The 15,438-nt window shown below is 70.6% G+C and carries 11 protein-coding genes; 6 read left to right on the forward strand and 5 right to left on the reverse strand.

Going from position 1 to position 15,438, the window contains the following annotated elements; translation table 11 throughout:
• Window positions 1–35 precede the first annotated feature (35 nt).
• Together NDW01_RS44490 and NDW01_RS31190 are read left to right on the forward strand one after the other, a co-directional pair.
• Window positions 36–983 (forward strand): luciferase domain-containing protein, encoded by a 948-nt coding sequence (locus NDW01_RS44490; protein WP_406567776.1) that lies wholly within the window; start codon window positions 36–38, stop codon window positions 981–983.
• 106 nt (window positions 984–1,089) lie between these two features.
• Window positions 1,090–1,779 (forward strand): response regulator transcription factor, encoded by a 690-nt coding sequence (locus tag NDW01_RS31190; RefSeq protein WP_252827928.1) that lies wholly within the window; start codon window positions 1,090–1,092, stop codon window positions 1,777–1,779.
• A 150-nt stretch (window positions 1,780–1,929) separates the two neighbouring features.
• On the opposite strand, the gene NDW01_RS31195 is transcribed toward NDW01_RS31190, so the two are convergent.
• From NDW01_RS31195 to NDW01_RS31215, 5 genes are all read right to left on the reverse strand, one after another.
• Window positions 1,930–3,201, reverse strand: a complete 1,272-nt coding sequence (locus tag NDW01_RS31195; RefSeq protein ID WP_252827929.1) for a sensor histidine kinase — start codon at window positions 3,199–3,201, stop codon at window positions 1,930–1,932.
• Between the two features lie 71 nt (window positions 3,202–3,272).
• Entirely contained in the window at window positions 3,273–4,769 is a 1,497-nt protein-coding gene (locus NDW01_RS31200) for an LCP family protein (RefSeq protein WP_252827930.1), read from the reverse strand.
• A gap of 145 nt (window positions 4,770–4,914) precedes the next feature.
• The gene (locus NDW01_RS31205; protein WP_252827931.1) at window positions 4,915–6,393 is read right to left on the reverse strand and encodes an LCP family protein; all 1,479 of its coding nucleotides are present in this window, start codon (window positions 6,391–6,393) and stop codon (window positions 4,915–4,917) included.
• A gap of 257 nt (window positions 6,394–6,650) precedes the next feature.
• Window positions 6,651–8,792: an LCP family protein gene (locus NDW01_RS31210; protein ID WP_252827932.1), complete on the reverse strand. Its 2,142-nt coding sequence runs from the start codon at window positions 8,790–8,792 to the stop codon at window positions 6,651–6,653.
• Window positions 8,793–9,292: 500 nt separating this feature from the next.
• Window positions 9,293–9,496, reverse strand: a complete 204-nt coding sequence (locus NDW01_RS31215) for an EF-hand domain-containing protein (RefSeq protein WP_252827933.1) — start codon at window positions 9,494–9,496, stop codon at window positions 9,293–9,295.
• Window positions 9,497–9,808: 312 nt separating this feature from the next.
• Between NDW01_RS31215 and NDW01_RS31220 the strand changes: the two genes are divergently transcribed.
• From NDW01_RS31220 to NDW01_RS31235, 4 genes are all read left to right on the forward strand, one after another.
• The gene (locus NDW01_RS31220) at window positions 9,809–11,905 is read left to right on the forward strand and encodes a hypothetical protein (RefSeq protein ID WP_252827934.1); all 2,097 of its coding nucleotides are present in this window, start codon (window positions 9,809–9,811) and stop codon (window positions 11,903–11,905) included.
• Window positions 11,906–12,025: 120 nt separating this feature from the next.
• Window positions 12,026–13,276 (forward strand): Gfo/Idh/MocA family protein, encoded by a 1,251-nt coding sequence (locus NDW01_RS31225; RefSeq protein WP_252827935.1) that lies wholly within the window; start codon window positions 12,026–12,028, stop codon window positions 13,274–13,276.
• Between the two features lie 244 nt (window positions 13,277–13,520).
• Entirely contained in the window at window positions 13,521–14,492 is a 972-nt protein-coding gene (locus NDW01_RS31230; protein WP_252827936.1) for a carbohydrate ABC transporter permease, read from the forward strand.
• A 10-nt stretch (window positions 14,493–14,502) separates the two neighbouring features.
• Window positions 14,503–15,399: a carbohydrate ABC transporter permease gene (locus NDW01_RS31235; protein WP_252827937.1), complete on the forward strand. Its 897-nt coding sequence runs from the start codon at window positions 14,503–14,505 to the stop codon at window positions 15,397–15,399.
• Window positions 15,400–15,438: the final 39 nt, after the last annotated feature.

Genomic DNA, 15,438 nt, shown 5'->3' on the forward strand with positions numbered 1-15,438 from the left:
TAAATCGATTGATAACGATTGAGGCGCGGGCCCTTATGAGAAAGGCGGCAGCACGGGATCCTGGGGCCGTGACGGGCCCTCCGAAGAACCGGAGCACAGCCGAACGAGTGGCCGCACAATTGGCGACCTGGCCCGGGCTGGCCACCGGTCGACCGTCGTGCGGCGCCGGTCGCGGTTTCGCATACCGCGGCACCCAGATCCTCCACCTGCACACCGGAGACGAGGCCGATCTACGGCTCACCCGATCGTTCATCGAACGGCTCGACCAGGTGCTGGCCGAGTCCGGGCAGATCGTCGTCCGGCCGGGCGACGACTGGGTGACCGTGCGTCTGGACACCGACACCGCGGGCTCCTTGCTCATCAGCCTGATGAGCCTGGCCATCCAGGCCGCCGGGGATCAGGCATCACCGACCCGCCCGTGTACCTGGGAGCGAACCCGACGCAGCGAGCGTAGTGGGCGGTCGAGGGACGAGACCGCCCGCGAAGCGAGTGAGGAGGGTGAGCGACCCGTCGAAACAGAGCGAACCCGACGCAGCGAGCGTAGTGGGCGGTCGAGGGACGAGACCGCCCGCGAAGCGAGTGAGGAGGGTGAGCGACCCGTCGAAACAGAGCGAACCCGACGCAGCGAGCGAAGTGGGCGGCCGAGGGACGAGACCGCCCGCGAAGCGAGTGAGGAGGGTGAGCGACCCGCCGAAACAGAGCGAACCCGACGCAGCGAGCGAAGTGGGCGGTCGAGCAGTACACCCTCGCGCGCCTCCGGCACGACGGAGACCGCCCGCGAAGCGAGTGAGGAGGGTGAGCGACCCGCCGACACGGAGCGAGACCGGCACGGCGAGCGAAGCGGGCGGTCGGGCGACGTGTCCGGCCCGGACAGCCCACGGGCTGCCCGCTCGGAGAACGGCGAGGGAACATTAGCGGCCCGGGCGTCGGAACGTTCCCTGCCTCGGCCCCTGCGTCGGATGCGACCGCTGCGCCAGCGGTAGAGGCGGGAGGACGGGCGCTCCCGAAGATCGACGATCGCGCCGGCGAAACGGACACTTCCCTGCTTCCCGTGACGACCACCTGCGAAGGGTCCCTAGGATCGGGCGTGTGACGCGGGAACGCATCCTGGTGGTGGAGGACGATGCCATCATCGGGTCCGAATTGCTGAAGGCACTGTCCGCGAGTGGGTACGAAGCGGGCCTGGCGGCGACCGGCGCGGCAGCGCTGGCGGACGTGGGTGCGCATCCACCGGATCTCATCCTGCTGGATCTCGGCCTGCCGGACATCGAGGGAGTCGAGCTGTGCCGGCGGTTGCGGGCGGAGCTCCCCCTGACCGTCATCGTCGTGCTCACCGCCCGGACCGAGGAGTTCGAGGTGGTCGTCGCGCTGGACGCGGGCGCGGACGACTACCTGACCAAGCCCTTCCGGCTGACCGAACTCGTCGCGCGGATCCGCGCCCACCTGCGCCGCCGCGCCGCCGAGCCGGGCGACCGCGTGATCAGCGTCGGCCGGCTCCGGCTGGACCTGCCGGCGCGGCGCGTCCACATGGCCGGTGCCGAGGTGGTGCTGCGGCCGAAGGAGTTCGACCTGCTGGCGGCGCTGGTGACGCGTGCGGGCGAGGTCGTGACCCGGGAGCAGCTGATGGACGAGGTCTGGGACGAGAACTGGTTCGGCCCGACGAAGACGCTCGACGTGCACGTCTCAACGCTGCGCCGCAAGCTCGGGCCGTACGGGCAGATCACCACGCTGCGCGGGCGCGGCTACCGGTACGAGCGCGAGATGGCCGCGGAGGCCTGAGCGCGGCGCGCGGCGTGGCCGCGGAGCCGTGTCGCGCGGCATGGCGGCGGAGGCGTGTCGCGCGGCGCGGCGGCGGAGGCCTGAGCGCGGCGCGGCCGCGGAGGCGTCTTGCGCGGTGTGGCCGCGGAGGCGCGAGCGCGTCCGTACGCGTCAGTCGGCGGAGCGGTAGTCGCTCGTCGGCAGGAGCAGGCTGAAGACCGGGGGTGAGGGGCGCCGCAGGACCAGGCGGCCTCCTTCGGCCTCGGCGAGCGAGCGCGCGAGGGCGAGGCCGATCCCGTGCCCGTCCGCGGGGCCGCGGAAGACGTCGGCGCCGTCGGGGATGCCCGGCCCTTCGTCGCCGACCTCGATGGCCAGTCCCTGGCCGACGTCGACCGCCGACACGGTGATGGGCACCTTGCCGTGGGTGACGGCGTTGTCGACGAGGACGTTGACGATCTGGCGTACGGCCGACAGGGAGGCGCGGACCTCGGGCAGGCCCGGCTCGATCCGCACCGTGACGTCCGTACGTGCGCGGATCTCCGCGAGCAGCGCGGGCACGTTGAGCACTCCACGGTCGGCGGGGCTGCCGCGCGAGAGGCGTACGAGGTCGTCGATGATCTCTTGGAGGTGTTCGCCGCGCTCGATCGCCGTGCGGATGACCGCCCGCGGGTCCTCCCCCGCCAGTCCCGACTCCAGGCCGAGGAGCAGCCCGGTCAGCGGCGTGCGCAGCTGGTGGGAGACGTGGGCGCTGAACGCGCGCTCGCGTTCGAGCAGTTCGCCGAGGCGCCGGGCGGTCGCCTCCAGGGCCTGGCTGGCGGCGTCCGCCTCGCGGACGCCGACGGACCGTGCCCGGATGCTGAAGTCGCCGCTGCCGAGCGCCTGGGCGTCCCGCGTCAGGCCTTCGAGCGGTGCGGCGAGCCGGCCCGCCTGGCGCCGCGCCACCACGGTGGCGAGCCCGACGACGAGGATGGCGAGCGCGACCATCAGCAGCCAGGCGCGTTCGACCCGGCCGCTGATGTGCTTGTACGGGGTCGCGACCCGGACGACGGCGACGATGTTCTCATCGGAGGGCACGGGCGCGGACACGGCGAGCAGGCCGTTCTCCACCGCCTCGTGGACCCGGCCGTCTCCGGCGGCCCCCGCGACCGGCGAGTTGCCCGGGCCTCGGCCCGTGACGCGGTCGCCGTCGAGGTCGTAGATGCCCACGCTGAGGTGCCGGGACATGCCGGTGGGCAGCGTCACCGGCTTCGGGCGTCGCGCGATCGTGTCGGGGACCGCCGCCGAGATCCGCGTCGCGTCGCGTTCGAGCGACTTGATCGCTTCGTCCCGGTACAGCCGCTGGAGCGCGATCGCCAGCGGAATCGCGAACAGCACGACCGCGAGGGCGGCCACGCCGACGATCGCCACGAGCACGCGCCGGCGCAGCGGGGGGATGCGGGTCATTCGCACATTGTGCATCGTGAACGGTGATGTCCTGGCCGGTCCGGCGCCCCTGCCCGGGGCGCCGGGGCGGGTCAGCCGCAGACGTTCTTGAGGGAGACCGAGCCGTTCGAGGCCGTCGCCCCGGCCGTCGGCGAGGTCGTCGGCGTCTTCTTCTTGTGCCGCTTGACGGTCGGGCTCGCACTCGGCTTGTGCGGGTTCTCGCTGTCGGCGATGGCGTTGGCCGCCGTCCGGCGCATCACCTGGATGATCGTCGCGTCCGCCCGCCGGTCGGTGTGGAATCCGGGGATCTTGTCCGGGTTGTAGGTGAGGCTGGTGATGTCGGCGCCGTGCTTGACGGTGCCGGACAGTTTCACCAGGGCGGGCAGCAGCGCCGACGGGATGTTGGTGTAGATCGTGTTGGTCGCGGCTTCGGCGAGCTTCTCGAAGTGGGTGACGACCTTCTGCGGATCTGCCTGCTCGGCGATGTCCTTGAGCAGGCACTTCTGCCGGTCCATGCGGTGGAAGTCGTCGTCGGCGTGCCGGCTGCGGCCGTACCACAGCGCCTGCTCGCCGTTCAGATGGTGGGTGCCCGGCTGCAGGTATCCGGACGGCGGGATGCCCCGCTCCGGCTCCCCGCCGATGGGCAGCCTCTTCTCGATGTGGACCGTCACACCGCCCATGGCGTTCACGATGTCCTTGAACCCGGACAGGTTCACCAGCACGTAATAGTGGATCTTCAGGCCGGTGAGGTAGCCGATCACGTCTTCGAGCAGGTGGGGTCCGCGTTGGCCCTTCTCGTAGCCCGGCTCGAGCTCGGGGTGCTTCTCACCGTAGAGGTACAGCTCGTTGAGGAGGCCGCAGTCTCTGCCGACCACACCGCATCCGACCTCGCCCGTGTAACCGTTCGGGAACCGCGATTGCAGCTGGGGCGGCATGTCGAACCCGTACAGCCCGCGCGGGATGCTCAGCATGACGGTGTTGCCGGTCTTGGTGTCGATGCTGGCGACCGTCATGCTGTCGGTACGGATGCCGGTACGGTCCTTGCCGCCGTCACCGCCCAGCAGCAGCACGTTGAGCCGCGGCAGGTTCTTCCACGGATTCGCCGCGTTCACCTTCGGACCGGACTTGTCGCCACCGGGGAAGATCTTCGACAACGTGTCACGCAGCACATAGGTGGTGTTCGCCGCGTACACGAACGGCGTGCAGATCAACAACGACAGCACCACGACCAGCGTCGTCGACGCCACCCGCATCGCCGCCGGCAGACCCACCGGCCGCACCACCTGGTACGACCGGATCACCACCGCGGCCCACACCACTGCCAGGGCCAGCAGCACGGCGATGATGACGTTCAGCCAGGTGTTCTGGACGACGAGCTGTTTCAGCTGGTCCTGGAACAGCTCGCCCGCCGTCGCCGCGCCGCCCACGAGCAGCACCAGAAGACCCATCAGGGCGAATCCGGCGGCCCGGCGACCGGCCGCCACGTGAGCGGTCCCCCACACGACCGCGGAGGCGAGTGTCAGCCCCAGCGCCCGCCACAGCCCGCCGACCGGAACGGACCGGTGTCCTCTCGTCTGACCCGGTGCCATGACTCTCCCGCCTCTGTCACGGACGCCGCTCCGCGGACGCCCGTCCGGGGCCCGCCGCCGAAGCGGCGGGACCCGGTGTCGGACGCGACGTCAGTCACAGGCCGACCTGAGGTCGGCGATGAGCGTCACCGCTCAGCCGGCCGGCTCAGCCACAGACGTTCTTCAGAGAGACCGCACTGTCGGAGCCGGTGGACGTGGCCGTCGCACTGGGTGAGACGCGCGGAGTCTTCCGTTTGTTCGTTTTGGCGCTGGCCGTCGTCGTGGGCGTGCTCTTCTGCGGGTTATCGCTCTCCGCGATGGCCTTGGCCGCGGCGTTCCGCATGATCAGGACGCTCGGCTGGTAGACGTGGAAGCCGGGGATCTTGGCCGGGTTGTAGGCGAGGCTGTGGATGTCGGCGCCGCCCTTCACGGTGCCGGACAGCTTCACGAGCGCCGGGAGCAGTGCCGACGGGATGTTCGTGTAGATCGTGTTGGTCGCCGCCTTGGCCAACTTCTCGAAGTGCGTGACGACCTTCTGCGGATCGGCCTGGTCCGCGATGTCCTTCATCAGGCACTTCTGCCGGTCCATGCGGTGGAAGTCGTCGTCGGCGTGCCGGCTGCGGCCGTACCACAGCGCCTGCTCGCCGTTCAGATGGTGGGTGCCCGGCTGCAGGTAGCCGGACGGCGGGATGCCCCGCTCCGGCTCGCCGCCGATGGGCAGCCTCTTCTCGATGTGGACCGTTACACCGCCCATGGCGTTCACGATGTCCTTGAACCCGGACAGGTTCACCAGCACGTAGTAGTTGATCTTCAGGCCGGTGAGGTAGCCGATGACCTCTTCGAGCAGGTGCGGGCCGCGCTGGGACGCCTTCTTGTACTTCGGCAGCAGGTCGGGGTGCCGCTGCGCCTCGATGTACAGCTCGTTCAGCAGGCCCTGGTCCCCCGGGTCTCCGGTGTAGCCCTGCGGCCACTTCGCCCGGAGCCGCGGCGGCATCTGGAAGTGCTGCAGGTTCCGGGGCAGGCTGAACAGGACCGTGTCGCCGGTCTTGGTGTTGATGCTGGCGACCGTCATGCTGTCGGTACGGATGCCGGTGCGGTCCTTACCGCCGTCACCGCCCAGGAGCAGGACGTTCACCCGCGGCATGTTCTTCCAGGGATTGTCCGCGTTCACCTTCTCGCCGGAGTTGTCGTCACCGGGGAAGATCTTCGACAGGGTGTCCCGCAGCACATAGGTGGTGTTCGCCGCGTACACGAACGGCGTGCAGATCAACAACGACAGCACCACGACCAGCGTCGTCGACGCCACCCGCATCGCCGTGGGCAACCCCGCCGGCCGCACCACCTGGTACGACCGGATCACGATCGCCGCCCAGGCCAGCGCCAGCACCAGGATCGCCACGGTGATGACGTTCAGCCACGTGCCCTGAACGGCGATCTGCTTCAGCTTGTCCTGGAAGGTCAGTCCCAAGGTGGCGGTCCCCGCGAGAAGCAACGCGAGGACTCCCATCAGGGTGAATCCGGCGGCCCGGCGACCGGCCGCCACGTGAGCAACCCCCCACACGACCGCGGAGGCGAGTGTCAGCCCCAGCGCCCGCCACAAACCGGCGACGGGTACGGGCTCACGCCCCCCAACCTGCCGTGCCATGAAGTCTCCTGATCCTCTGCTCGCGAGCGCTGCTCGCTCCGGGCGCGCATCCCCAACAGGGACGTGCGGCCGCGCCGACCGGTTTGCAAAGTGATTGTTTGGATGCGGTCAGTAACCCTTGGCATTGACTGCAGGATCGTACCCGACCTGTGACCCTACCTGGCCCGATAGCACGGTAAGGCACACTGGCCCCAGTTATCACGGCATTCGGAAAAACCTCACGAAGTGCCATGTGAATGGCGTATATCCGTTACGGACTAGCCGCCGCAGGCGGCCGTCAGCGAGACGGCCTTGTCCTTCGCACCGGCCTTGGGAGAAGCACTGCCGGACGCGTCCGCACCTGCGCTCGGACCGGCCGAAGCGTCCGGAGACGCCGCCGCGCTCTCCCCGGCCGAGGCGCCCGCCGACGGGACGGGGCTGCCCATTCCGGCCGGCGAGGCCACGGGGCCGGACGTACCGGACGGCTGAGCGGACGTGCTCCCGGCTCCGGACACCTCCGGCGTGGGCGAGGCGGTCGCCGAGCGCTCCCCACCGGCCTCGATCGCGGCTGCGGCCGCACGCCGCATGACCTGCAGGTCCGGCCGGTAGACGTGGAACTGCGGCGGCACGAACATCAGGCTGCTGATCTGCGCGCCGTGCTTCATCGTCTCGGAGAGCGTGATCAGGGCGGGCAGCAGCTCGGCCGGGATGTTGCTGGAGATCGTCTTCTTCGCCGCGGCCGCGAGCTGCTGGAACCGGGTCAGCACCCGCTGCGGGTCGGCCTGCTCGGCGATCGCCTTCATCAGGCACTTCTGCCGGCCCATCCGGGTGAAGTCGTCACTCGCCGTCCGCGACCGCCCGTACCAGAGCGCCTCCTTGCCGCTGAGGTCTCGGTCGCCGGCCTTGAGCACCCCGGTCGGCGCGCTGCCGTCCTCCGGGCCGCCGAACGGGATGTCGTGGGCGATGTGGACCTTGACGCCGCCCATCGCGTCGACGATGTCCGCGAAGCCGAACAGGTTGACGAGGATGTAGTAGTCGATGGGCTGGCCGATGAGGTAGGAGATCTCCTCGCGGACCAGCTCGGGCCCGCGCCGGCCCTTGTCGAAGCCCGGCACGAGCGAAGGGTCGTCCTCGGCGTCCTGGAACAGCTCGTTCAGCAGTCCCTCGTCGCCCGGGGCGCCCACGCCGGTGAACCCGTCCGGCCACCGGGACCGCAGCCGGGGGATCACCGGGAAGTGCTGCAGGTTGCGGGGCAGGCTGAGCAGCACCGTGTCGCCGGTCTTGGTGTCGATGCTCGCCACCGTCATGCTGTCCGTACGGATGCCGACCCGGTCACCGGCCCCGTCGCCGCCGAGCAGGAGGATGGTGACCCGCGGCTTGTCCTTCCATGGGTCGTCCACGTTGACCGGCTGCGGACGCGCCTGGTCGCCGTGGAAGATCGTGCCGATCGTGTCCCGCAGGGTGTAGGTGCTGCGCGCGGCCCAGACGAGCGGCGAGCACACCCCGACGACCAGTACGAGGACCATCCCGCCCGCGAGGATTCGCCCGGTCCAGGCCATGCCGGTGGGACGGACGACCTGGTACGAGCGGACGACGACCGCGGCCCACAAGAGCGCGAGCGCCAGGATGCCGCCGGTGATGCCCTCGAGCCAGTCGCGCCGCACCGCGATCTGCTTCACATCGTGCTGGTACCTCAGGGCGACGAACACTCCGCCGCCGACCAGGATCGCGAACAGCCCCATCAGGAGGATTCCGGCGACGCGTCGTCCGGCCCACAGGTGCGCGATGCCCCAGACCACCGCGGAGGCGACCGTGAGCCCGAGCGCGTTCAGCAGACCGCGCCCGCCGCCTGCCTTCGCCGGGGCCTTCTCACCGCCGGAGGCAGCCTCGGCGTCGGGAGCGGCCTCGCCATCGGGAGCGGCCTCGCCATCGGGATCCGCTTTGGCATCGCTACCGGCGGCATCCGCATCGGCCGTGCCGTCCGTCGCCTCGGTGACCGTGTCCGGGTCGTCCGAGCCGGCGGCGTCCGAGTCGGTCCCGGACGGCGCACCGGCGGGGCTTTCGGTGGCGGTGGCGGCCGGATCGGATGCCGGCTCGGCATCCTCGGGCCGGACCCCATCGGTCACGGGAGCGTCCGCGCCGGAAACGGCGGAGCCGTCCGTGGCGTCACCCGCCGCCGTCTCGGCCCCTTCGGCAGGCGTCGCCGCCGCCCGTTTGGGGGCCGCCGCGGCCTGGACGACCGAGACGCCGTCCCCGGCGGTCGCGCCGCGCCGGCCGCCTGCTCCGGCCGTGGGGCTCTGCTCTTCGGAACGCCCTCCGGCGTCGCCCTCGCCGTCCTGGGCCGGGGAGTCGCTCCCCGCTTCACCGCCGGCGGCGTCGTCCTTGCCGTCGGAGACGCCGTCCACCGCGCCTTGTCCCATATGCACTCCTGTGTTCCAGCCGCCAGCCTAGATCATCCGGGCATTCAGTCGGCCCGCCGTACGACCGGTGGAACACAGACGGCCGTACGACCGGGGTGCGAACGATCACCTTTGCGGCAACGAACGACACCGCCAAAGAATCCCTTAATGCCCGGAATAGGCCGATTGAAGCTGTTATGGCGTCATATCGATTTTCTCCAGGCTCGTAGATCACCGGCGAGAGCCCAAGGATCCCAGTGCCGGAGTCACCCGGCGAGCGTCACCGGACGGCGGCGAGTCCGTGTCCCGCCAAGGCTTCCTCCACGATCCCCCCAGGAGGGTCAAGGACGGTCACGGCCGTGCGCCAGGCGACGGCGTCAAGCGAGCACGGCAGGGCCGCACCAGAAGAGGAGGCGGAGAGGATGTCCCGCGCCGCTCGCCAAGCGCGGTGGCCGTCGGCGCGGCTCGGCCGTCCGCGATGGCGCCGGTTCCCAGCGATCACCGGGAACCGGCCGACCGCCTCAGGAGTTCCACGCCCTGGCGAACTCCGCCAGGTTGATGCGCCCATCGCCGTCGTCGTCGGCGTGGGCGAAGATCGAGTTGATCTCGTCGCCACTGACGGCCTCATGCCGGCGGGTCATCGCGAGCTTGAACTCCATCGCGGTGATGTAGCCGTCGCCGTCGTAGTCGATCTCCTTGAACGTCCGCACGATCTCGTCGTCCACCAGTGCCTCCTGTCGGCCCGTACATCTCCGGCAGCGGTCACCGTACGGCCCGGACCCGGCGCCGCGCGACACCCTTCCGCGGACCGGCTCCGCGCAGCCGGGGAATCGACCGCCCACCGGCGGCCGCACGGGCCGGCGCCGGCTCGCCAGACCCGACGCCGGAGCGGCTCGGCGGACCCGCCTCCACCCCGGCGGGAGACATTTTGCCTGATCAGAGGACCTATCAGCTGATTTGTCAGATATTATCCGTTTCCTGCCGTTGTACGTAACTTTGTCACGATCTTGGGACGATGTGGCGGGACGGGGATACCGATGTCCTTGACCGAGGCCCTACGGACGGGTGCTCCGCAGGCGTTCGGCGCGCTCTATGACGAGTACGCCGAAGGGCTCTACGCCTACTGCTATGTCATGGTCGGCGTCGAAGCCGGTGACGCGCTGCACGACGTCTTCGTCACCGTCGCCGGCAATCCGGGCGCCGTTCCGGATGACGACGCGCGGCTTCCGGTGTGGCTGCACTCGCTCGCCCGAGCCCAGTGCGTACGGCGCGGCGCCCTTGTCCGCGGCGTCGCGACGACCACCTCGACCGACCCGTTGCGGCGCGCGCTGGCCCTCCTGAGTCCCGGGCACCGTGAGGTCCTCGCCCTGACGAACGCTCTCAGCCCCGAGCAGACCGCCGAGGTCCTCGGCGTGACGCGGGACGCCGCCGAGACGCTCGCGTGGGACGCGCAGCAGCGCCTGGAAGAGGCCGCCGCCTCCGTACGGGGTGAGGAGACGCGGAACTCGGCCATGCTCGCCCCGCTGAGCGGAGAGGCGCTGCACCGGCTGGTGACGCTCGGATACGAGCCTCCGGCAGGGCAGCGGGACCGGATACTGGCCTCGTGTGCCGCGGCCGCGCCCGCGCCGTCGGCGACGGGGCTCGACGCCGGCACGGCGTCCCCGCTCGGCGGATCCCCCGCGGCGACCGATGACGCCACCCGGCAGATCCCGGCCGTCTCCCCGGATCAGACGGCCACCACGCCGCTGGGACAGGTCGGGTCCTCTCCTGACGCGCGACCGGGCCGACCCGTGCCCGGCGCCTCCCGGCCGACCGGCTCCGCGCCTGCGGAGACCACGCCTGTGGGATTCGTGTCTGCCGAGCCGGGGCCTGCCGGATCCGGTCCTGCGGAGGCCGGGCCTGCCGGATCCGCGTTCGCCGAGCCCGGGTCCGCGGAGGCCGAACCGGCCGGCTCGGGAGCGGCGGCCTGGGAGGCCATCGACGCCGCGTGGGCCGAAGACGCGAACGCGTCCACCGGTGAGCAGCCGCCCGCCCGCGGTGCGCACGCCAAGCCGAAGAAGTCATCGGGCGGCGGCCGGCTCCTCCCGATCGTGGCCCTGGTGGCCTGCGTCGCCGCGGCGACGGGCACGGCCTTCGCGCTGACCGGTTCGCATCACACGCACGACACCGGCGAGGTCGTCCACCAGAGCGGCCGGCCGAACCCTCCGGCCCCGCCGCCTTCCTCGGCGGACCCGACGTCCCCCTCACCGACGGCGGTCACGTCCCACCCGAGCACGTCGCCGGCGCCGACCCGTACCGGCTCGGTGCCGAAGACCGCGAAGCCCCGAAAGACCACCGCCTCGGCGGGCGGCTCGAAGTCGTCGCCCTCGGCGTCACCCACCAAGTCGACGCCATCGGCCAAGCCGACCTCCACGTCCGCGTCGACCTCGCCGGCTCAATCGACTCCGTCTGCGAAGCCGACGCCGTCCGCCGAGCCGAGCTCACCCGCTCAACCGACTCCGAGCGCCGAACCGACTCCCTCCACCGAACCGACCCCGACGGCCAAGCCGAGCAAGACGGCGAAACCGAGCAAGACGCCAAAACCCAGCAAGACGGCCCGTCCGGCCCACACCCACACCCCGAGGCCGACCCACACGCCGAGGCCGACCCACACGCCGAAGGCGACCCACACCGCCGAGCCGACCAGGCCGGCCACGTCCCCGGACCGGCCGACGCGCAGGCCGAAGCCGCATCGCACCACGACCTCAGGTGACGGATCCACAACCGGTCGTGGGAGCGTCGGCCGTCGAGAGTCCGCTCAACCCTTCCCTTGGCAGGATGGGAATCCACAGATTCCGCATTTCCCCCAGCGATCCAACGGGGCCGGTTCTGGTTCGGCTCAGGGCAGCCAGGGTGGCCAGGGCTTTCCCCAGTTCCCTTACGGTCCCGGCTCTGGTTTCGTCCCGGGCGGCCAAGGCTCCCCGGGCGGACAGGACGGTCAGGGCGGCCAAGGCTTCCCGGGCGGACAGGACGGTCAGGGCGGCCAAGGCTTCCCGCAACGCTCCGGCGGTTTCAATCCCGGTTTCGGTCAGGGTGGCCAGGGTGGCGGCCAGGGGTTCGGCGGTCCTCAGTCCGCTCAGCGTCCCCGGGGATGAGACCGGTGCGCCACGGAGGAACGGTGCGCCGCGCGTCTGCCCGTCCGCTGTCGATTGACGCTCTGGACAGCCCGGCCCGCCGGATGATGAACTCCCTCGGGGACAGCGGGAGGGGCGGCCGTGGCTCGGGTGACTCTGGCTCTCGTCGGCGCGGGACTGCGCGGACGGTCGTACGCCCGTCTCGCCCATGCCGGCGGCGTGGGGCGCGTGGTGGCGCTGGCCGAGCCGGACCCGGGACGCCGTGCGGCGGCCGCCGAGGAGTTCGGTGTCCCCTCCGACCGGGTGTACGCCGACTGGAGTGAGCTGGCCGCGCACGAGCGGCTGGCCGACGCCGCGATCGTGGCCACCCAGGACCGCCAGCACACCGGGCCCGCCGTCCGGCTCGCCGACCTCGGCTATCACATCCTCCTGGAGAAGCCGATGGCGACCGAGGAGGCCGAGGCGGCCGCCATCGCCGACGCGGCGGAGCGCAACCGGATCATGCTCGCCGTCTGCCACGTCCTGCGGTACACGCCCTACACCCGGGTGCTCAAGGACGTCCTGGACAGTGGGCGCATCGGCCGGCTGGTCAGCGTGCAGCATCTGGAGCCGGTCGGGTGGTGGCATCAGGCCCACTCGTTCGTCCGGGGCAACTGGCGGCGCTCCGACACCTCCGCGCCGATGTTGCTGACCAAGTCGTGTCACGACATCGACTGGCTGATGTACCTGTTCGGCCGCTCGCCCCAGCGGGTCGGTTCCTTCGGCGGCCTGTCCCACTTCCGGGCTGAGGACGCTCCGCCCGGAGCCGCGGACCGCTGCCTGGACTGCGGCGTCGAGAGCACCTGCCCGTACTCGGCCAAACGCCTCTACCTGGAGTGCCTCGGCGACCCGGCGCGGCACTTCTGGCCGCTGTGGGCGGTCACCGACGACCACACCGAAGAGGGCGTGCTGCGGGCGCTGCGCACCGGGCCGTACGGCCGTTGCGTGTACGCCTGCGACAACGACGTCGTCGACCATCAGGTGGTCACCATGGAGTTCGGCGACGGCGCGACGTGCTCCTTCACCATGAGCGCCTTCACTCCCATGGAGCACCGCCGCACCCGGCTGCTGGGCACCCACGGCTTCCTGGACGGCGACGGAACGACCGTCCGGCTCGTCGACTTCCGTACCGGCTCCGATGAGGTTCTGGACACGAGTACGACCGCGGGCGCGTCCGCGGCGGACGGCCATGGCGGCGGCGACCAGGGCCTGGTCGATGCCTTCCTGAACGCCGTGGCCACCGGCGACGCGGCCGCGCTGAAGTCGGACGCGGCCACGAGCCTGGCGAGCCACCGCGTCGTCTGGGCCGCCGAGCGGGCCCGCCTCTCGGGCAGCGTCGTCAGCCTGCCGTAGTCGCCGCTCACGCTCGGGCGCCAAAAGAAAGACTTCGAAAGCCGCTGACGGCGCGCGAGGTCGACCGAAGTCATGCCTCCGGCATGCGGACTCCTGCGGCGACGGCGCGTACCAGCTGATTGCGACGGCGGCGTTACGGCCACATGACCCCCTTGACAAATTTTTCCGCTGGACCATGATTGCCTTTCAAGCGAAGGAAATCGACAGAAACAGAAAGCTGGATCGATCGAGAAGGGGGTGGGGTATGGGCACGACCAGCGTCGACGCGGCCGAGTCCGGCCTGGCGGTCGCCACGGCCGCGGATCGGCCACGACGCCGCGAACGCGCGCGCCGCCGCGCGGCGGCCCCCCGCGGTGACGGCCGGATCGCGTTGCTGTTCCTGGCGCCCGCGCTGCTGGGCTTCGCGGTGTTCTACGTGTACCCGGCGATCCGCGGCGCGTACTACTCGACGACGGACTACAACCTGCTGTCGCCGCCGCGCGGAGTCGGCATGGCCAACTACACGGCGCTGGTGCACGATGCCCTGTTCTGGAACGCGCTCAAGGTCACCGGCTACTACGTGGTCCTCAACATCGTCTCCCAGACCGTGCTGGCCCTGGTGCTGGCGGCGCTGATGTTCCGGCTGACCCGGTCCGTCGTGGTCCGCGCGATGCTGCTGGTGCCGTGGCTGGTGCCGAACGTGACCGTGGGCCTGCTGTTCCTGTGGCTGTTCGACGCCGACCTCGGGCTGGTCAACCATCTGATATCGGCGGCCGGGCTGAGCACCCACGGCTGGTTCTCGTCCACGACCTGGGCGATGCCGACGATCGCGCTCACCAACACGTGGGCCTACACCGGCTACACGGCGCTGCTGCTGTACGCGGGGATGCTGCAGATCCCCGGGCAGGTGTACGAGGCCGCGATGCTGGACGGCGCGAGCGAACTCCGCATGTTCTTCCGGCTGACGCTGCCGCTGATGCGCCCGGTGCTGGCGCTCGTGCTGGTGGTCTCGGTGATCGGGTCGTTCCAGATGTTCGACACGGTCGCGATCACCCCGACGCACGGCGGCCCGGTCAACGCCACGCGCGTCATCTACTACTACATCTACGAGCTGGCCTTCACCCACTTCCGCATGGGCTACGCGAGCGCCGCCGCGATGTCGCTCGTACTCATCCTGGGCGCACTGACCCTGCTGCAGATGCGGCTGCTGCGCGCCTCCCGCTCGGACCTGGCCTGAGGAGACGACGATGGCACGGACGACGACCGCGCGGCGATGGTCGATCGGGAGGGTGCTGGCCTGGGCGTTCCTGGGCGTCGCCCTGGTGGTGACGATCTTCCCCTTCTACTGGATGCTGCGCACCGCGCTCACCCCGGCCCACGAGCTGGCCACCGACAACACCGGTCTGTGGCCGGCGCACCCCACGCTGATCAACTTCCGGCGGGTGACCGGTGCGACGACGGTCGCGCAGAACCAGGCCGCCGGTGGTTCCGGGGCGCAGCTGAACTTCCTGCTGTACCTGCGCAACTCGATCATCTACTCGACGCTGATCGCCGCCGCGCAGACGCTGTTCTGCGCGATGGCCGGCTACGCCTTCGCCCGGCTGGCCTTCCGCGGCCGTGACGCGCTGTTCGGGGTGTTCGTCATGGCGCTCATGGTCCCGCCGATCTTCACGCTGCTGCCGAACTTCGCCCTGGTCAAGAGCCTGGGATGGCTCGGATCGTTCGCCGGCATGGTCGCCCCCAGCATGCTGATGACCCCGTTCGCGGTGTTCTTCCTGCGGCAGTTCTTCCTCAACATCCCCCGCGAGGTCGAGGAGGCCGCGACCATCGACGGCGCCGGTCGATGGATCCAGTTCTGGCGCGTGATCATCCCGATGAGCCGCGGCCCGCTGTTCACCATCGGCCTGATCACCACCGTGTGGGCCTGGAAGGACTACCTGTGGCCGCTGCTGGTCGGCCCGAACCCCGGCACGCGGGTGCTCACCGTCGGGCTCGGCATCTTCCTGCAGCAGTCCCCCAACACCGCGCCGGACTGGACCGGGCTGATGGCCGGCTCGGTGCTCACGGTCATCCCGGTCGGGCTCCTCATGGTCTTCTTCGGCCGCCGCCTGGTCGAGTCCATGAACTTCACCGGCATCAAGTAACCCCCTCCTCGCCTCGCCCCGTCTGTGGAAGGACTCCTC

The sequence above is a fragment of the Actinoallomurus soli genome (assembly GCF_024055715.1).
Lineage (GTDB): Bacteria > Actinomycetota > Actinomycetes > Streptosporangiales > Streptosporangiaceae > Actinoallomurus > Actinoallomurus soli.